At 69.7% G+C, this 18,036-nt stretch carries 14 protein-coding genes; 7 read left to right on the forward strand and 7 right to left on the reverse strand.

The annotated features are described in order from the left end of the window. Position 1: 1 nt before the first annotated feature. The 7 genes from AB0K11_RS11455 (at position 2) to AB0K11_RS11485 (ending at position 10,930) form a co-directional block, all read left to right on the forward strand. Positions 2-1,381: a hypothetical protein gene (locus tag AB0K11_RS11455; RefSeq protein ID WP_364976030.1), complete on the forward strand. Its 1,380-nt coding sequence runs from the start codon at positions 2-4 to the stop codon at positions 1,379-1,381. A gap of 96 nt (positions 1,382-1,477) precedes the next feature. After that, positions 1,478-2,821 carry a hypothetical protein gene (locus AB0K11_RS11460; protein WP_364976033.1) on the forward strand — a complete coding sequence of 448 codons (1,344 nt, stop codon included), beginning with the start codon at positions 1,478-1,480 and terminating at the stop codon, positions 2,819-2,821. Between the two features lie 28 nt (positions 2,822-2,849). Next, positions 2,850-4,202 (forward strand): hypothetical protein, encoded by a 1,353-nt coding sequence (locus AB0K11_RS11465; protein WP_364976036.1) that lies wholly within the window; start codon positions 2,850-2,852, stop codon positions 4,200-4,202. A 27-nt stretch (positions 4,203-4,229) separates the two neighbouring features. Beyond that, entirely contained in the window at positions 4,230-5,588 is a 1,359-nt protein-coding gene (locus tag AB0K11_RS11470) for a hypothetical protein (RefSeq protein ID WP_364976038.1), read from the forward strand. A gap of 121 nt (positions 5,589-5,709) precedes the next feature. Beyond that, positions 5,710-8,649 (forward strand): RND family transporter, encoded by a 2,940-nt coding sequence (locus AB0K11_RS11475; protein ID WP_364976040.1) that lies wholly within the window; start codon positions 5,710-5,712, stop codon positions 8,647-8,649. Between the two features lie 187 nt (positions 8,650-8,836). Then, positions 8,837-9,883, forward strand: coding sequence for an alpha/beta hydrolase (locus tag AB0K11_RS11480; protein WP_364976042.1), 1,047 nt, complete (start codon positions 8,837-8,839; stop codon positions 9,881-9,883). A gap of 96 nt (positions 9,884-9,979) precedes the next feature. Further along, the gene (locus tag AB0K11_RS11485; protein WP_364976045.1) at positions 9,980-10,930 is read left to right on the forward strand and encodes an alpha/beta fold hydrolase; all 951 of its coding nucleotides are present in this window, start codon (positions 9,980-9,982) and stop codon (positions 10,928-10,930) included. 19 nt (positions 10,931-10,949) lie between these two features. Here the strand turns inward: AB0K11_RS11485 and fadA6 are convergent, their stop codons facing one another. The 7 genes from fadA6 to ipdE1 form a co-directional block, all read right to left on the reverse strand. Next, on the reverse strand, positions 10,950-12,098 hold the full coding sequence (fadA6, locus tag AB0K11_RS11490) for a steroid 3-ketoacyl-CoA thiolase FadA6 (protein WP_364976047.1): 1,149 nt from the start codon (positions 12,096-12,098) through the stop codon (positions 10,950-10,952). 2 nt (positions 12,099-12,100) lie between these two features. Then, a complete protein-coding gene (kstR2, locus tag AB0K11_RS11495) occupies positions 12,101-12,715 on the reverse strand; it encodes a TetR family transcriptional regulator KstR2 (RefSeq protein WP_364976050.1) in 615 nt (204 codons plus the stop codon). A 44-nt stretch (positions 12,716-12,759) separates the two neighbouring features. After that, positions 12,760-14,313, reverse strand: coding sequence for a DUF4173 domain-containing protein (locus AB0K11_RS11500; RefSeq protein ID WP_364976053.1), 1,554 nt, complete (start codon positions 14,311-14,313; stop codon positions 12,760-12,762). Beyond that, complete coding sequence (locus AB0K11_RS11505; RefSeq protein ID WP_364976055.1) at positions 14,310-15,341, reverse strand: HAMP domain-containing sensor histidine kinase; 1,032 nt, start codon at positions 15,339-15,341, stop codon at positions 14,310-14,312. Before AB0K11_RS11505 ends, AB0K11_RS11500 begins: the two co-directional genes overlap by 4 nt. Beyond that, on the reverse strand, positions 15,338-16,006 hold the full coding sequence (locus tag AB0K11_RS11510; protein WP_364976057.1) for a response regulator transcription factor: 669 nt from the start codon (positions 16,004-16,006) through the stop codon (positions 15,338-15,340). Before AB0K11_RS11510 ends, AB0K11_RS11505 begins: the two co-directional genes overlap by 4 nt. A 69-nt stretch (positions 16,007-16,075) precedes the next feature. Then, positions 16,076-16,864 carry a (5R,7aS)-5-hydroxy-7a-methyl-1-oxo-2,3,5,6,7,7a-hexahydro-1H-indene-carboxyl-CoA reductase gene (gene ipdF / locus AB0K11_RS11515; RefSeq protein ID WP_364976059.1) on the reverse strand — a complete coding sequence of 263 codons (789 nt, stop codon included), beginning with the start codon at positions 16,862-16,864 and terminating at the stop codon, positions 16,076-16,078. Then, the gene (gene ipdE1 / locus AB0K11_RS11520; protein WP_364976061.1) at positions 16,861-18,012 is read right to left on the reverse strand and encodes an acyl-CoA dehydrogenase IpdE1; all 1,152 of its coding nucleotides are present in this window, start codon (positions 18,010-18,012) and stop codon (positions 16,861-16,863) included. The genes ipdF and ipdE1 overlap by 4 nt, the downstream gene beginning before the upstream one ends. Positions 18,013-18,036 lie beyond the last annotated feature (24 nt).

Raw genomic sequence — 18,036 nt, forward strand, 5'->3', positions numbered from 1 at the left:
CATGGGCGCCGAAGAGCAGAACAACGTCCTGGACCTGGTGGATCACACCATCTTCAGCCTCGAGCGGGCGGCGGGCACCACCAGCCTGATCCAGTGCGTGTGGATGTACGACCGGCCGGTCGACATCGCCGCACTGCGGCGCTTCCACAGTCATCTGGGGCGGGGCCGGCTGGCACGTCGCGTCGAGGTGTCTCCGTTGCCGTTCGGCCGGTACCGCTGGGTCTCCCCCGGTGGGGACTCCCCGTTGGAGGTCGCCGCGACGCCGCGCCCCAGGGCCGCGTTCGACGGCTGGCTGGCCGAGCAGGCCGATACCGCTCTGGACGCCGAACACGGGCCCGGGTGGCATCTCGCGGTGCTGCCGTTCACCGACGGCGGCACCGGAATCAGTCTGGTCGTCTCACACTGCGTCACCGATGCGGTCGGCCTGTGCGAGGCGGTCGCGGATGCGGCATCCGGTACCGACGCGGCAGTGAATTGGCCGTCGGCGCAGTCGCGTACGCGCTGGCGCGCCATCCGCGAGGACGCCGGTCAGACCGTGCGCGACGTGCCGGCCGTCGCCCGTGCCGCCGCCGCGGCGGCCCGGTTCATCAGGAGCGGCTCGGGCACAGCGGAGCCGGTCGCTGCCGCAGCGGAGGTCGACGAACCCGTCACCGTTCCGGCGGGCACGGTGTTCGTCGACGCCGACGAGTGGGATGCTTGCGCGAAAGCGCTCGGAGGCACCAGCAACACGCTGCTCGCGGCCGTCGCCGCCCGCCTCGCCCAGCGGGTGGACCGCGTCGCCGCGGACGGTTCGGTCTCGCTGACGATGCCGATCAGCACGCGTTGCGCCGGCGACACCCGCGCCAACGCGATCACGAACGTCGACATCGCCGTCGACCCCTCGTCCGCAACGACGGATCTGCGCCCCATCCGCGCCGCCACCAAGCAGGCGCTGACACGCTCGGCAGAGCAGCCGGACGAGCGGTGGACACTGCTGCCCCTCATCCCCCTGACCCCCGAGCGCCTGCGCAGGCAATGGGTGGGCGCGGCCACCAACAGTGCGGCGAGCGTCGGCGCATCCAATGTCGGCCTCGTCACCCCCGCCGTCAGTCGTCCCGACGGCACCGAGGCCGACCACTTCGCCATGCGATCGCTGCAGTCGGGGATGACCACGGCGATGCTGCGACGGCAGGGCGGGGTGCTGTCGGTGCTGTCCGGACGCGCCGGTGACCGGGTCTTCGTCTCGGTGGTGGGCTATCAGCCACAGCAGCCGGAGTCGGATGCGATTTTGCAGCAGCATATCTCGGGTGCACTCAGCGACTTCGCGTTGACGCCGACCGCTGGATGGCACCGCGCGACGGCCGCTGCACACAATGCGCACAACCACGGGAATCGAGACTAATTCCGACTATCGCCCACAAGCGCGACTCCCGCTCCGGCCCGCCGTAGGTTCGATCTCACTGAACGAATTCAGTTCACCGGAAGGGACTTACGGAAAATGAGCAACGTTCTCGACCTCTACGACCAGACGACCTTCGCCGGTGAGCGCGCGACCGGAACCACGAACATGCTGCAGTGCGTCTGGGTGTACGACCGCGCCCTCGACATGGACGGACTGCGACGCTTCTACCGCAACCTCCAGCGGGGCCGGCTGTCGCGCCGCATCGAACCCTCCCCCCTGCCGTTCGGCCGCCACCGCTGGGTGTCGGCGAGCGGCCGCTCGACCCTCGAGATCGTCGAGACGCCGCGGCCGCGCGAAGATCTCGACGCATGGTCGGCCGAGCAGACCGCGACCGTCCTCGACGCCGAGGACGGGCCCGAATGGCACCTCGCCGCAATGCCCTTCACCGACGGCGGCGCCGCCGTGAGCCTGGTCATCTCCCACTGCCTGACCGACGGTGTGGGGCTGTGCGAGGCGCTGGCGGACGCGGCATGCGGCCGACACGACCCGATCACCTGGCCGGCGGCCGGTGCCCGTCCGCTGTGGAAGGCCCTGGCCGAGGACGCCCGCCGGACCGCACGCGACCTCCCGGACATCGGCCGCGCCGCCGTCTCCGCGGCACGCTTCGCCGCGCGCAGCAGTGCCTCCGACGCACCGGCCGCAGCGCCGTCCACCGGATCCGACGACCCCGTCACCTTCCCGAAGGCCACGATCTTCATCGGCGCCGACGACTGGGACAGGCGCGCGGCGTCGCTCGGGGGCACCAGCAACGGGCTGCTCGCCGGATTCGCGGCACACCTGGCCCGACGGATGGGACGCGTCACCCCGGATGGCGCAGTCGATCTCACGTTGCCCGTCAACCGGCGTGAGGCCGGCGACACCCGCGCCAACGCCATCACCAACGTCGACTTCACCGTCGACCCCAAACCGGTGACGACGGATCTGCGCGGCATCCGGGCGGCGATCAAAGAAGCGCTGACCCGCTCCCAGGAGGAGCCGAACGAGCGGTTCGCACTTCTGCCCCTGGCTCCGCTGCTACCGCAGTGGCTGATCCGGAGGCTGGTGAGCGTGTCGGCCGGCAGCCCCACCAGCGTCGTCTCGTCGAACCTCGGCGACGTCGACCCGGCCGCCCACCGGCCGGACGGCACACCCGCCGACCGCTTCGTCATGAGGTCACTGGGCAAGGGGGTGACCGAAGCGGTCATGCACCGCCTCGGCGGCCTGCTGGTCCTGCTGTCGGGACGCACGGACGACACGGTCTTCGTCTCGGTGCTCTCCTACCAGCCAGGCAGCGACAACTCGAACGACGCCCTGCACGAACACATCTCGCATGCCCTGATCGACTTCGGTCTCGCGGCCTCCTTCGGCTTGACGGCCGGACTGTCCGAACTCTCCGCATAACCCACGATCCAGAAAAGGAATGACGACGATGAGCAACGTACTCGACCTGGTCGACCAGGCCGTCTTCGACTTCGAGCGGGCCACCGGCGCCAACAGCCGCGGCCAGGTGGTCTGGATCTACAACCGCGCCGTCGACGTCGACGGTCTGCACCGGTTTCACCACCACCTCGCCAACGGCCGGCTGTCGCGCCGCATCGAACGTTCGCCGCTGCCCTTCGGCCGGCACCGCTGGGTGTCGAGTGCGCAGTCCGACCTCGAGTTCGTGGCGACCCCCCGACCGCGTGCGGAATTCGACGCCTGGCTCACCGAACAGGCGAACCGTCCGCTGGACATCGAGCACGGATCCCCATGGCATCTGGCCGTGCTGCCCTTCACCGACGGCGGAGCCGGGGTCAGCCTGGTCGTCTCCCACATCGTCGCCGACGGCATGGGCGGCTGCCTGGCCATCATGGAGGCGGCGTCGGGCTACGACAGCGCGATCGACGCGCCCGCGGCCGGCTCGCGCCGGCGGTGGCAGGCGCTGCGCGAGGACGCCCGTCAGACCACGCGCGACATCCCGGCCGTCCGCCGGGCCTTGGTCGCCGCGGCGCGATCGGCCCGCGCGGCCCGCCGCGCCCGCACCGGTGCGACAGCACCGACCCCGCCCGCGCCGCTCACCGGAGCCGACGAACTCGTCACGCTCCCGACGGCCACCATCTTCGTCGACGCCGACGACTGGAATGCCCGCGCCGCCGAGCTGGGCGGCACCGGCAACTCACTGCTCGCGGGCGTCGCCGCCCGGCTCGCCGAACGGGCCGGACGGGTCACCCCGGAGGGGACGGTCACGTTGGGGGTGCCCGTGAACCAGCGGACCGCCGACGACACCCGCGCGAACGCGGTCACCAACGTCGACGTCACGGTCGATGCGACGCGAGCGACCTCGGATCTGAGCGAGATCCGCTCCGCGACGAAGCAGGCGCTGATCCATCGCCAGGACACGCCCGACGAGCGGATGGCCCTGCTGCCCCTGGTTCCGCTGCTTCCCAGGCGGCTCGTCCGGCGCTGGGTCAACGTGTACACGCCCAGCACCACCAGCGTGGCCTCATCACAGCTCGGGACGGCACCCTCGATCGTCGCGAGCCCGGACGGCACCGCGGCCGACTACATGTCCCTGCTGTCGGTCTGCCCCGGCGTCACCAAGGCGACGGTGCAGCTGTCCAACGGGATGATGGCGCTGATCTCGGCCGAGGTGAACGGACGGGTCTTCGTCTCCGTCCTCGCCTACCAGCCGGACAGCGTCACCACCAACATCGAACTGCGTCAGATGCTTTCGCAGATCATGGACGACTTCGCACTGCCCGCCACCATCGGCTGGCCCACCACCGCGCCCGCAACGCACTGACCGAACCGACAGACAGGAAACAGGATCATGGACAACACACTCGGCCTCTTCGACCAGGCCTTCTTCAGCGGCGAACGCGTCACCGGCGCCACCGGTCTGCTGCAGACCGTATGGGTCTACGACCGCGCGATCGACCTGGACGGCGTGCGCCGGTTCCATCACCACCTGCAGCGCGGCCGGATCTCCCGCCTCATCGAACGCTCACCGCTGCCATTCGGCCGGTACCGCTGGGTCGCGGCCGACACGCACTCCGAGCTCGAGATCGTCGCTACCCCGCGGCCGCGCGAAGAGTTCGACGCGTGGCTGCGCGAGCAGGCCGGCACTCCGCTGGACGCCGAACACGGCCCGGCATGGCACCTCGCGGTGCTGCCGTTCACCGACGGCGGAGCCGGTGTGAGCCTGCTGATCTCGCACAGCCTCACCGACGGTGTCGGGCTGTTCCGGGCACTGGCCGACGCGGCGTGCGGTCGCGACGACACCATCGCCTGGCCCGCCGCCGGTTCCCGTCCGCGATGGCGGGCCGTCCGCGAGGACGCCCGCCAGACCGCGCGTGACGTCCCCGCCATCGGCCGCGCCATCGTCACGGCAGCACGCATGGCCAGGCGCGCACGCACCGGCGACCAGGGATCAGCCGCGGCCCAGACCACCGCCCCGCCCGCGCAGTTCACCGGCGACGACGAGGCCATCACACTGTCGACGGCGACGGTCTTCATCGACGCCGCCGACTGGGACGCCCGCGCCGAATCCCTCGGCGGCACAAGCAACAGCCTGCTGGCGGCCGTCGCCGCGGGCCTCGCCCGGCGCGCGGGGCGAATCACCGCGGACGGTGCGGTCACGGTCGGGATGCCCGTCAACGAGCGCACCCCGGACGACACCCGCGCCAACGCCGTGACCAACGTCGACTTCACGGTCGACCCCGCGCTCGCGACGACCGAACTGCGCGCCATCCGCGCCGCGACCAAACAGGCGATCACGCAGCGCGATGCGAATCCCGACGAGCGTTGGGTGCTGCTGCCCCTGGTGCCGCTGATCCCCCGGTGGCTGCTCAAGCGGATGGCGGGGGTGGCCGCCGGGGCCGCAACGGGTGTCGTCGCGTCCAACCTCGGTGAGGTCGACCGCGACGTCTACCGGCCCGACGGCACCGCCGCCGACAGCTTCGTCATCAAGTCCAACTGCCCCGGCATGACCCGCTCGCTCATGCACCGCACGGGCGGAATGATGGCGATGCTCGCGGGACGGGTCGGCGGACGGATCTTCCTCTCGGTCGCCGGATATCAGCCGGGTCGAACCAACTCCAACGCCGAGGTGCGCCGGCAGCTGGCGGACACGCTGAGCGACTTCTCGCTCACCGGCGTCGACACCTCGCCGGCACCGGCGGCCCGCTGAGCGCAATGCGCAGAACACCGTAATCGTCGCTTGTCGCGACTATCGCTCACAAGCGCGACCCGGGGGTACTCGGCGCCATACCTTCGCTCTACCAGCACATACCGCAGCGAAAGGTCGCACCGTGTTCACAAAGTCCGGCACCCACAGGGCCGAGTCCAAGCCGTCCGGTGACGCGTTCTCCGCGCTGGGTCGGTTCGTCGTACGCGCCCCATGGGTGATGATCGGCGCCTGGGTCGCGCTGTTGATCGTGCTGAGCGTGTTCTGCACGCCGCTGGCGAAGGTGGTGCAGAGCCAGCAGGTGCAGCCGCTGCCGCCCGCGGCGATGGCGGCGACCAACCAGATGGCCAAGGAATTCGGCGAGTCCGCCCAGAACATCATGGTCGTCGTCCTCACCGACAACGACAAGAAGGACCTCGGGCCCGCCGACCAGGCGACCTACCGCAAGGTGGCCACCACGCTGCGCGCCGACACCGACCAGGTGGCGAGTGTCCAGGACTACCTCACCACCCCGCCCCTGCGTCAGCTGATGGTCAGCAAGGACAATCAGGCCGCGTACATGGCGGTGATACTCAAGGCGCCTGCCGGCTCACCCGAGTCGTCGGCCGCCTACCGGCAGATCACCGAAACCGTCAAGCACACCACCGAAGGCACCGGGCTGTCCGCCGACGTCACCGGCCAGGCCGCGATGATGGGCGACCTGTCGAACATCGGTGAGCACGACATGCACCTGATCGAACTGGCCACCATGATCCTGGTGCTGTCCATCCTGCTGGTGATCTACCGGCGTCCCGTCACGGTGCTGCTGCCGTTGATCGTGATCGGCGTCTCGGTGACGACGGCCGAAGGCGCGGTCTCGGCGTTGACCCACGCGGGCCTGAGCGTCTCACTGCTGACGATGGTGCTGATGACCACGATGGTCGCAGGCGCGGGCACCGACTACGCCGTCTTCCTGATCAGCCGTTACCACGAGTACATCGGTGACGGAATGGATTCCGACGCCGCGGTGCGGAAGGCCCTCAGTTCGATCGGCAAGGTCATCGCCGCGTCGGCGGCCACCGTCGCGGTCACGTTCCTCGGCATGATCTTCGCCAAGCTGCCCTGGTTCACCAGTGTCGGCCCCGCCCTTGCCGTCTCGATCGCCGTCGCCCTGCTGGCCGCGATCACCCTGCTGCCCGCGGTGCTCGTGCTCGCAGGCCGGCGCGGCTGGGTGAAGCCGCGACGCTCGCTGACCGGCCGGCTGTGGCAGCGCTCGGCCGTCAACATCGTCCGCAAGCCCAAGATGCACCTGGCGGCCAGCCTGGTGGTGCTGATCTCGCTGGCAGGCTGTGCGGCGTTCCTGCATCCGACGTTCAACGACCGGCTGCAGCTCCCGCAGTCCGCGGAGAGCAACGTGGGATTCGCGGCGATGCAGGACCACTTCTCGACGAGCGCGCTGCTGCCGCAGTACATCTACATCCACTCGCCGCACGATCTGCGCTCCGCGCAGAGCCTCGCCGACATGGAGCAGATGGCACAGCGGGTGTCCCAGCTACCGAACGTCGCCGCGGTGCGTGGGATCACCCGGCCCGACGGCAAGCCGCTCGACCAGACCAAGCTGAGCTATCAGGCCGGCCAGGTCGGCGACGCGCTGCACGGCGCATCGACGCAGATCTCGGACAAGGACCGCGATCTCGATGCGCTGACCGGTGGCGCAGACCAGTTGGCCGCCACCCTGGCCTCGGTGCGCGACCAGGTGCACAGTGCCAGTGGTTCGGTCAGCGGGCTCACCTCGACGCTGGGCCAGGTGCAGGGCCAGCTCAACGCCGCGGCCAACCTCGTCGATTCGATCCGCGGGATGGCGAATTCGAGTACCGCGGCGCTCACCCAGGCGTCCGGGACGGTGGACCAGGTGCAGTCCGAGCTGAACGGGCCGCAGTGCACCGCCAATCCGCTGTGCAGCGCCGGGCGCTCCGCCCTGGGCCAGGTGATCCCCGCGAGCACTTCGACGGCCGCGCCGGGCATGCTCTCGACGGTGCAGAACCTGAGCGGCCAGCTGGACACCGCGATCAACACGCTGCGCAACGCCGCAGGCAGTGGCGCAGCGACCATCCAGTCGGAGGTCTCCCAGGTGCAGAGTGGCGCCGATCAGTTGGCCGACGGCAGTGCGAAACTGGCCGCGGGCGTGCACACCCTGGTCGACCAGACCAAGAAGATGGGTGCGGGCCTGAACCAGGCGTCCGACCTGCTGCTGTCGATGAAGCAGAACGCGACGTCGCCGGCCATGGCGGGCATGTACATCCCGAGCCAGGTGCTCGACTCGAACGACTTCAAGAAGGCGGCGCAGCTGTTCATCTCGCCAGACGGGCATTCGGCGCGGTACACGGTCGAGACGACGTTCGACCCGTTCAGCACCAACGCGATGGACCAGGTGTCGTCGATCCTGGACACCGCCCGCGGAGCACAGCCCAACACCTCCCTGTCGGACGCCACGATCTCGATGGTCGGCACCACCGCGATGTACAGCACGATCCGCAGCGACTACAACAGCGACGTGGAGCTGATCATCGCCGTCACGCTGGCCGTGGTGTTCCTCATCCTGGTGCTCCTGCTGCGGGCGCTGGTGGCACCGCTCTACCTGATCGTCTCCGTGGTGCTGTCGTTCCTCTCGGCGATGGGCGTCGGTGTGCTGTTCTTCCAGGTCCTGCTTGGACAGTCGATCCACTGGAGTGTCGCGGCGACGGCATTCATCGTGCTGGTGGCCGTCGGCGCCGACTACAACCTGTTGTTGATCACCCGGATCCGCGAAGAGTCGGGATCGGGGATCCGCACCGGCATCATCCGCGCCATCCGGTCCACCGGTGGCGTCATCACATCGGCCGGGATCATCTTCGCCGCATCGATGTTCGGACTGCTGTTCGGCAGCCTCAGCACCATGGTGCAGACCGGGTTCATCATCGGTGTCGGCCTGCTGATCGACACCTTCGTGGTGCGGACGATCACGGTGCCTGCGCTCGCCACGCTGCTCGGGCCGGCGAACTGGTGGCCGGCGAGGCCGGGCACGGTGGCCCGGCACCGTAGGTGACCGGCCCCGCCGGATAGCCGCACAGGAGGGCCGCCATCGGGCGGCCCTCCTCTCGTGCGTCGGAACACCCGTTGAGCGCAATGCGCAGAAGCGTGAATTCGCGTTCAACGTGGGTTGTAAGCACAAGCGCGCCAACATGATCGGCCGCCCGTAGGTTCAGGACATCAACGATGTCGAGGAGCCCACCATGTCGATCGCACCCGAGCACGAGCTGACGCCCAACGTCTTTCGGCCGGACACGTCAGGCGGTGCCGACGATGTCGAACACACGGTGGTCGAACGCACCGTCGTGACGAGCGACGGAGTGCGGTTGGCGATGCGGGACCACCGCGCCGACCACGCCGACGCGCCGACGGTCGTCCTGCTGCACGGTCTGCTCCTGTCGCAACAGAGCTGGGCTCCTCAGGTGTGCCGGTTGCGCCGTAGGTTCGGCGGCGGCATTCGCATCATCACCTACGACCACCGCGGTCACGGCCGATCGGCCGCCGCACCGATGCCGACCTACCGGATCGAGCGGCTGGCAACCGATCTCGCCGAGATCCTGGCCGCATCCGACATCACCGGCCCACTCACGGTCGCGGGCCACTCGATGGGCGGGATGACCGCGCTGGCGTACCTCGCCCGGCCCGCCGACGACCGGCCCGTCGATCCGGACGCGCTCGTGCTGGTCGGCACCGCCGCAGGCGGACTCGCCGGACACGGCGTCCCACGGCTGCTGGCGACACCCGCCACCGGAGCACTGTTCGGACTCGTCCGCCGCATCCCGGCCGTGGACACTGCCGTGCAGGCGATCATGCGGCCACTGGGCGACGCACTGGGGATGTTCGCCGGCGACGACACCACGGTCAGCGGTGTCACTGCAGCGGCCGTCCGCCGAACCCTGCTCACCACGGCGGCGGGCTTCCTGCCGAGCCTGCGGAGCTACGACGTGTCCGGATCTCTCGGAACGATCACCGCGAGGACGTTCGTCGTCAGCGGTGGCGCCGACATCCTCACCCCGGCAGTGCATTCCCGGGAGATCGCCGCCGCCATCCCGGGTGCTGTCCATCTGCACCACCCCACCGCGGGCCACCTGCTGCCGCAAGAGGCGGCCGAGTGTGTCAGCGATGTCATCGCCCGCGCGATCGAGATGCGCCGTACGTCACGGACTTCCCTGTCCGGCAGAACGAAACGGCACCTGACACTCGTCGCACACAATGCACAGAACGCGGACATCGTTGCTTGTGGCGGGTAGTGAGCACAAGCGAGAAGTGTTGACCGACAACCCATATCGTAGAAATTGATCGACAGACGTTCCCCACACGGGAACCCGCACAATCGGAGCAAGCGTATGAACGCCATGAAGAGCCTGTTGGTCGGCGCAGCCGCGTGCGCAGCCTTTGCGGCGGCCCCGGCCGTCGCCTCACTGCCCGGGCGTGACGCCCAGCCGGCCGCCGTGATCAGCGCGGTGGACGAGCGGCTGAAGACCATGACGTTGCACGGCGACCGCCTGGCGTACCGCGACGAGGGTGCAGGCGAGGTGGTGCTTCTGGTGCACGGCATGGGGGGCAGTTCGCAGACCTGGAGCGGCGTGATCCCGCTGCTGGCCAGGAAGTACCGGGTGATCGCGCCGGATCTACTCGGCCACGGAGCATCCGACAAGCCGCGCGGCGACTACTCGGTGGGCGCGTTCGCCGTACTGCTCCGCGACTTCCTGGACACCCTCGGCGTTTCCCGCGTCACCGTCGTCGGGCATTCCCTCGGTGGCGGCATCGCGATGCAGTTCGCCCATCAGCACGGCGAGTACTGCGACCGGATGGTGCTGATCAGCAGCGGCGGCTTCGGCGGCGACGTCGGCCGCGTGCTGCGCCTGCTGTCGCTGCCGGGCTCCGAACTCGTCCTGCCGGTCCTCGCATCGCGGGCCGCGGTATTCGCCGGCAACGCGGTGCGGGCGATGACGGGTTCCGCCGACCGCTTCACCGCCCGCCCGTCCCTGTCGAACCGGGATCACCGGCAGGCCTTCCTGCGCACGCTGCGATCGGTCGTCGACTTCCGCGGTCAGGCGGTGTCGGCCCTGAACAAGTTGTGCGACACCATGCCTGCGCTGATCATCAGCGGCGACGAGGACCGGGTGATTCCCGTCGAACATGCCCGCGCGGCCCACCGGCTGCTACCGAACAGCCGGCTGCACATCATGGCCGGTGTGCACCACCATCCGCCGACCGAACGCCCCGAGACGGTGGCAGGCCTGATCGACGAGTTCGTCGCCGCAGCCGCCGCGGACATGCCGGTCGCGGCCTAGCCATTCCTCGCGGGAGGAACTAGAGGCGCTCGATGATGGTGACGTTGGCGGTGCCGCCGCCCTCGCACATCGTCTGCAGGCCGTAGCGGCCACCGGTGCGCTCCAGCTCGTTGAGCATGGTGGCGAACAGCTTGGCGCCGGTGGCGCCGAGCGGGTGACCCAGCGCGATGGCGCCGCCGTTGGGGTTGACCTTCTCCGGATCGGCCTTGATCTCCTTGAGCCAGGCGAGCACGACGGGCGCGAACGCCTCGTTGATCTCGACGGTGTCGATGTCGTCGATCGACAGCCCGGTCTTCTCCAGCGCGTAGCGGGTGGCGGGGATGGGACCGGTGAGCATGAACACCGGGTCGGCGCCGCGAGCGCTGATGTGGTGAATCCGGGCGCGCGGCTTGAGTCCGTGGGCCTGCACTGCGCTTTCCGATGCCAGCAGGACCGCGCTCGCGCCGTCGGAGATCTGGCTGGCCACAGCCGCGGTCAGGCGGCCGCCCTCGGCGAGCGGCTTGAGCGACGCGAGCTTCTCCAGCGTCGACTCCCGCGGGCCCTCGTCGATGCGGAAGTCACCCACGGCGAGGATCTCGTTCTCGAAATGGCCGCCGCGGATCGCGCCGAACGCCCGCTGGTGGCTGGTGTAGGCGAACTGCTCCATCTCCTCACGGGAGATGTTCCACTTCTCGGCGATCATCTCGGCGCCGCGGAACTGCGAGATCTCCTGGTCGCCGTAGCGGTGCCGCCAGTTCTCCGATTCGCCGGTGGGCGAAGTGAATCCGAACTCCTTGCCGACCACCATCGCGGACGCGATCGGGATCTGGCTCATGTTCTGCATGCCGCCCGCCAGGATGATGTCCGCCGTTCCGGACAGGATCGCCTGCGCGCCGAACGAGATGGCCTGCTGGCTGGACCCGCACTGCCGGTCCACCGTGACGCCGGGAACCTCCTCGGGGTAGCCGGCGGCCAGCCAGGCATTGCGGCCGATGTTGCCTGCCTGTCCGCCGATCGCGTCGACGCAGCCGACGATGACGTCGTCCACCGCGCCGGGGTCGACGTCGACCCGGTCGAAGATGCCGCGGAACGCATGCACCCCGAGGTCGATCGGATGCACACCGGCGAGCGAACCGCCGCGCTTGCCGACGGGGGTGCGCACAGCGTCGATGACGTACGCCTCAGCCATGTTCAGCTCTCTTTCGTGGTGTTCGAAGCGCCCGCGACGGTGATGCCGCCGAGCACGATGTCGAGGTACTGCCGCCCGACCTCCTGGGCCGTGAGCGGTCCGCCGGGCTGATACCAGCGCACCGAGACCCAGGTGGTGTCGCGGATGAAGCGGTAGACCAGGTCGACGTCGAGGTCGGGGCGGAAGCAGCCCTCTTCAATGCCCTGGTTGAGCACGCTCATCCACATCCTGCGCTGCTCTTTGTTGCGCTCCTCGACGTAGGAGAAGCGCGGGTGCGCGGAGAGTCGTTTGGCCTCGTCCTGGTAGATGACCACCTGCGCGTGGCGGTGTTCGATCGCCTCGAACGACGCCAGGAACAGGCCCTTGAGGCGTTCGAGCGGAGTGGGTTCGGTGTCGACGATCTGCCGGTAGCGGTCGAACAGCCAGTCCAGGAAGCCGCGCAGCACCTCGTCGACCATCTCCTCCTTGGAGGCGAAGTGGTGATAGAGGCTGCCGGAGAGGATTCCCGCCGAGTCGGCGATGTCGCGCACGGTGGTGGCCCGCAGCCCGCGGTCGGCGAACATCGTCGCGGCGAGCTCGAGCAGCTCCTCGCGACGCGTCGGCGCCACCTTGTCCATCAGTGCAGACTACCAACCAAGCACTTGCTAGGTCGAGTCCGCCGTCAGTACCGGTAGTCAGCCCACCCGTACTGGAGGCACAGCTCCGGGCGATCGGTGTCCATCGGCCGGTCCGCACGCGACCGGGACAGGTTGAACAGGTACCACGGCTCCGGGTCGCGATGCGGCGAGGGAATGCAGAGCTGCACCTGCTCGGGCAGCCGGTGCACCGCGGGGTCGATGTCCGACGACAGCGTCGACAGGTACTCGGCGTCGAGTTCACCGGTCCGCTCGAAGCGGTCGATGTTCCGGTCGGCGATCAGCCGTTCAGGGTCGAGCGCCGCCAGCCCGAGCAGCGCCAGCACACCGGCCACCAGCACCGCCTGCGGCAGCCACCGCGCCGTCATCCGGACACCCGCTGCCGCGACGAGCAGGAACACCGCGCCCAGCCACAGCTCGATGGTGATCACCATCAGCCGCTGGACGCTGAACCCGTAGGCCTCCTGGTAAAGCCACATCCGGTGGATCGCCGAGATGACGACGACCACCGATGTGGCGCACAGGATTCCGACCAGCACCCGCAGCACCCGGCGATCGGCGTCGGTCACCCGGGCCGCCACTCTGATCACCGCGGCCAGCACCAGCAGCGTCAGCGCCGACACCCAGAGCAGCTGCCAGAATCCCTGCCGGGCGTACTCCGCGTAGGTCAGCCCCTCGGTCTCCAGCACGTGGGCATGACCACCGAACAGCACCGTCGCCTGCACGGCGACGAACACCAGGAACAGCGCGTCGAGCACGGCGAGCGGCACCGCCCACTCCCAGCGCCGCACCGGCTTTCCCGGCGCGGGCGCCAACGCGTCCAGCCGCGGCGGGAATCGCAGCAGGTAGCCGCCGCCCAGCACGAACGCCGCGACGATCAGGAAGACACCGCTGCGCGCGATGAACTCGTCGACCTGCAGCGCCGGGGTGACGCTGCCCAGCACGTGCGCGAACGCGACGTCGGCCGCCGCGAACAGACCGCCGAAGACCAGGGCGACGGCCACAGTCACCCCCGCCACCACGGCCACCCGGCCGATGTCGGGGATCCGCCGGTGCGCCACCGAGCCACTCGCACCGCGCCGGACCCAGCCCAGCACCCGGGCCGGCGAGGCCCACGGTACGAACGGTCCGGTGAAGACCGCGGTCCAGGTGTGTCCGCCGACGATGGTCAGCCACCCGGTGATCCAGGCGGCCATGACGCACAGCACGCCCAGCCAGTCCGCGGCGAGCACTCCCGGCACCGTCAGCAGCGCCATCGTCAGGGCGATGCCGCACCACTCCCGCCGGGTGGGTCTGCGCTGCGCCGTCGCGTACACCACCCCGAAGACGATCAGCCCGGTCACGAGGTAGCCGATGCTCAGCACCGAGGGACGCCACAGCGCGGTGCCCAGCAGCGCCGCCAACGGCGCGGCGGCCAGCAGCCGGGGCGGCGCCGCGGCCAGCGGGTCGATCGGCCAGACCTTGCGCGACCACACCGACCAACCGGGCTCGCCGTGGCGCGGCAGCAGCGGGCCGAGAAGCGGCGGCGGGGGCGGCATCAACTGCATGCCGGGCACCATCTGAGTCATGCCTGAGGTCATGTGGGCACCTGTTCTGTCGGTTCGGGGATCGTGACGCTGATCCGGCAGCCCGCCCGGACGTCGGCGACGGAGATGGCGCCGCCGTGCAATTCGACGGCCCACCGGGCGATGGCCAGGCCCAGCCCGGTGCCGCCGTCGGAGGTGGCACCACGGGTGAAGCGCTGGAAGACGCGCTCGCGTTCGGCGGCCGGGATACCGGGGCCCTCGTCGCACACGTCGAGCCGGATGCCCGACGGCACGGCCGCACACGCCAGCACCGACACCCGGCCGCCCGGCGGGCTGTGCCGGATCGCGTTCTGCACCAGGTTGACCACCACCTGCCGCAACCTCGCCGGATCGGCGACCGCGGTCAGCGTCGGCGGGGACACCCGCACCTCGACGATCGACTGACCCGCAGCCACGTGCGCGACCGCGTCGCGCAGGAAGGCGCCGACGTCGAACCGCTCGTGGCGCAACGGGATCGCGCCGCCCTCGACGCGCGACAGGTCGAGCAGGTTGGTGACGAGCTCGCCGAGGCGTTCGGTCTGCGCCAACGCCATCCGCATGGTGTCGGAGTCGGGTTGAGCTACACCGTCGATCACGTTCTCCAGCACCGCGTGCAGCGCCGTGATCGGCGTCCGCAGCTCGTGTGAGACGTTGGCGATCAGACCGCGCCGGTACTCGTCAGCTGCACCGAGGTCAGCCGCCATCTGGTTGAATGCCGTTGCCAGCTGCCCGATCTCGTCACGCGATGTGGCCCGCACCCGGATGCTGTAGTCGCCGCGGGCCATCGCCCGCGCCGCGGCCGTCATCTGCCGCAGCGGCGACGTCATCCCGTGGGCGAGGAACTGCGTGACCACCAGGGCGGTGACCAGCGCGGCGAGCAGGGCATACCGGAACTGCCAACTCGCGCCGATCCAGAAGGTGAACGACGCCAGCGTGATGGCGCCCGCCACCAGCAGCCCCGTCTTGACCTTGAAGGACGCGAACGGGTCCAACGGCCTCGGCAGTCGCTCCCAGAAGGCGACGGCCCGGCCGCGGACGGTCACCGCGGCGTCTCCAGTGCGTACCCCACGCCGTGCACGGTCCTGATCAGTTCGGCACCCAGCTTGCGACGCAACGCCTTCACGTGGCTGTCCACCGTGCGGGTCTCCACCCCGGAGGCCCAGCCCCACACCTGCTCGAGCAGCACGTCGCGCGACACCACGGCCCTCGGCCGGCCGACGAGGAATGCCAGCAGGTCGAATTCGGTCCGGGTCAGGTGGATCTCGTCGTCCCCGCGGTGCACCCGCCGTGCCTGCATGTCGATGCGGCAGTCGCCGACCAGCAGCGGCTGCGGATCGTCACCGGCGCGGTCCATCCGGCGCAGCAGCACCCGTACCCGCGCGACGAGCTCGCGCATGCTGAACGGTTTGGTCAGGTAGTCGTCGGCGCCGACACCCAGCCCGATGAGCATGTCGGTCTCGTCGCTGCGGGCGGTGAGCATCAGCACCGGGACGGGACGTTCGGCCTGGATCCGCCGGCACACCTCGAGCCCGTCGAATCCGGGCAGCATCACGTCGAGCACCACCAGATCGGGTGCGGTGGCCGCGGCGGTCGCCACCGCCGACGGCCCGTCGACCGCGGTGACCACGGTGAAGGCTTCAGCGCGCAGCCGGGTGGCCACCTGGGCCAGGATGGTCGGCTCGTCGTCGACCACCAGGATGCGCTTCACACGTCCGACTGTAGGGGCCGGTTGTGGGGCTTCCCGGCAGCGATTGTGAAGATTCGGTGGAGATGCTCGCTACGCCCGCTGGCTGGACACCGAGATGACCTCGCCGGTCAGGTAACTGGAGTAGTCGCTGGCGAGGAACGCGATGGTGGCCGCAACCTCCCATGGTTCGGCGGCCCGGCCGAAGGCCTCGCCGCCGGCCAGCTGGTCCAGCAGCTCCGAGGAACTGGTCTTCTCCAGGAACTTGTGCCGCGCGATGCTCGGCGACACCGCGTTGATGCGCACGCCGAACTCCACGGCTTCGATTGCGCTGCAACGGGTCAGCGCCATCACCCCGGCCTTGGCCGCGGCGTAGTGGGACTGCGAGTGCTGTGCGCGCCAACCGAGCACGCTGGCGTTGTTGACGATGACACCGCCGTGCGGGGCGTCACGGAAGTACCGCAGTGCCGCGCGGGTGGCCCGCATGACCGACGTCAGGGTCACGTTCAGCACGCGGTCCCATTCGTCGTCGTCCATGTCGACCACCGGTGTCTGACCGCCCAGCCCGGCGTTGTTGACCAGGACGTCGATCCGGCCCATCTTCTCGACCGCGGTGCTGATCAGCGCATCGACGGCCGCGGTCGACGTCACGTCGCAGACCACAGCTTCGACGCGGCCGAGCCCGAGTGCGGCGAGTTCGTCGCGCGTCTCCCCGAGCCGGCGTTCGTGGTAGTCGGAGACCACGACGTCGGCGCCCTCGGCCAGCGCCCGGCGGGCGACCGCCGATCCGATGCCGGTACCCGCCGCGGCGGTGACCACCACCACCCTGCCTGCCAGCAGTCCGTGCCCGTCGATCTCCTTCGGCGCTTCGGTCAGCGTCATGTTCCCTTTGGCTCCCGCGGTAGGCCGAGCACCCGCTCGGCGATGATGTTGCGCTGGATCTCGTTCGACCCGCCGTAGATCGTGTCCGAGCGGGAGAACAGGTACAGCCGCTGCCACTCGTCGAACTCGCCGCCGGGCAGCGCCAGTCCCTCGCCGCCCACGATCTCCATCGCCAGCTCGCCGAGGTCACGATGCCAGTTGGCCCACAACAACTTCGAGACGGAATCCTGCCCGGGCTGCTCCACGTCCATGGTCGCCAGCGCGAACGACCGCATCGTGCGCAGGCCGACCCACGCGCGGGTCAGCCGCTCCCGGATCAGCGGGTCGTCGGCCGCGCCGGTGCGCTTGGCCACCTCGGCCAGCGCGGACAGCTCACGGGCGTACTCGATCTGCTGGCCCAGCGTCGAGACGCCGCGTTCGAACGTCAGCGTGCCCATGGCCACCCGCCAGCCGTCCCCCGGCTCGCCGACCACCATCGAGGCGTCGGTACGGGCGTCGTCGAAGAACACCTCGTTGAACTCAGAATCGCCGGTGAGCTGGATGATCGGCCGAATCTCGACACCCGGCTGGTCGAGCGGCACGAGCAGATAGGACAGGCCGGCGTGACGCTTGGAGCCCTTCTCGGTGCGGGCGATGACGAAGCACCACTGCGCCCAGTGCGCGAGCGACGTCCACACCTTCTGGCCGTTGATGACCCACTGGTCGCCGTCCAGCTCGGCGGTGGTCGACACGTTGGCCAGATCGCTGCCCGCGCCCGGCTCGGAGTAGCCCTGCGACCACAGTTCGGTGACGTCGAGGATCCTGGGCAGGAAGCGCTGCTGCTGCTCGGGGGTGCCGTAGGCGATCAGCGTCGGGCCGAGCAGTTCCTCACCGAGGTGGTTGACCTTGGCCGGCGCGTTGGCGATCGCGTACTCCTCGTAGAACGCCACCCGGTGCGCCACCGTCAGGCCGCGGCCGCCGTGCTCCTCCGGCCAGCCCAGGCACGTCAGGCCGGCCTCGGCGAGACGGCGGTTCCACGCCAACCGTTCCTCGAAGGCCTCGTGCTCGCGGCCGGGGCCGCCGAGGCCTTTGAGCGCGGCGAAGTCACCGACCAGATTGTCGCTGAGCCACTGCCGGACCTCGGCCCGGAACTCCTGGACCTCTATCACCCCTGTAGGCTAACCTACCAAGCA

Source organism: Mycobacterium sp. NPDC050551 (assembly GCF_040674075.1).
Classification (GTDB): Bacteria; Actinomycetota; Actinomycetes; order Mycobacteriales; family Mycobacteriaceae; genus Mycobacterium.

Excerpts from the sequence above, each read along its gene's own strand:
- AB0K11_RS11465 (WP_364976036.1), top strand. The coding sequence starts at position 2,850 with ATGAGCAACGTACTCGACCTGGTCGACCAGGCCGTCTTCGACTTCGAG.
- AB0K11_RS11480 (WP_364976042.1), top strand. The coding sequence starts at position 8,837 with ATGTCGATCGCACCCGAGCACGAGCTGACGCCCAACGTCTTTCGGCCG.
- AB0K11_RS11485 (WP_364976045.1), top strand. The coding sequence starts at position 9,980 with ATGAACGCCATGAAGAGCCTGTTGGTCGGCGCAGCCGCGTGCGCAGCC.
- AB0K11_RS11460 (WP_364976033.1), top strand. The coding sequence starts at position 1,478 with ATGAGCAACGTTCTCGACCTCTACGACCAGACGACCTTCGCCGGTGAG.
- AB0K11_RS11500 (WP_364976053.1), bottom strand. The coding sequence starts at position 14,313 with ATGACCTCAGGCATGACTCAGATGGTGCCCGGCATGCAGTTGATGCCG.
- kstR2 (WP_364976050.1), bottom strand. The coding sequence starts at position 12,715 with ATGGACAAGGTGGCGCCGACGCGTCGCGAGGAGCTGCTCGAGCTCGCC.
- AB0K11_RS11455 (WP_364976030.1), top strand. The coding sequence starts at position 2 with ATGGGCGCCGAAGAGCAGAACAACGTCCTGGACCTGGTGGATCACACC.
- AB0K11_RS11470 (WP_364976038.1), top strand. The coding sequence starts at position 4,230 with ATGGACAACACACTCGGCCTCTTCGACCAGGCCTTCTTCAGCGGCGAA.
- ipdF (WP_364976059.1), bottom strand. The coding sequence starts at position 16,864 with ATGACGCTGACCGAAGCGCCGAAGGAGATCGACGGGCACGGACTGCTG.
- fadA6 (WP_364976047.1), bottom strand. The coding sequence starts at position 12,098 with ATGGCTGAGGCGTACGTCATCGACGCTGTGCGCACCCCCGTCGGCAAG.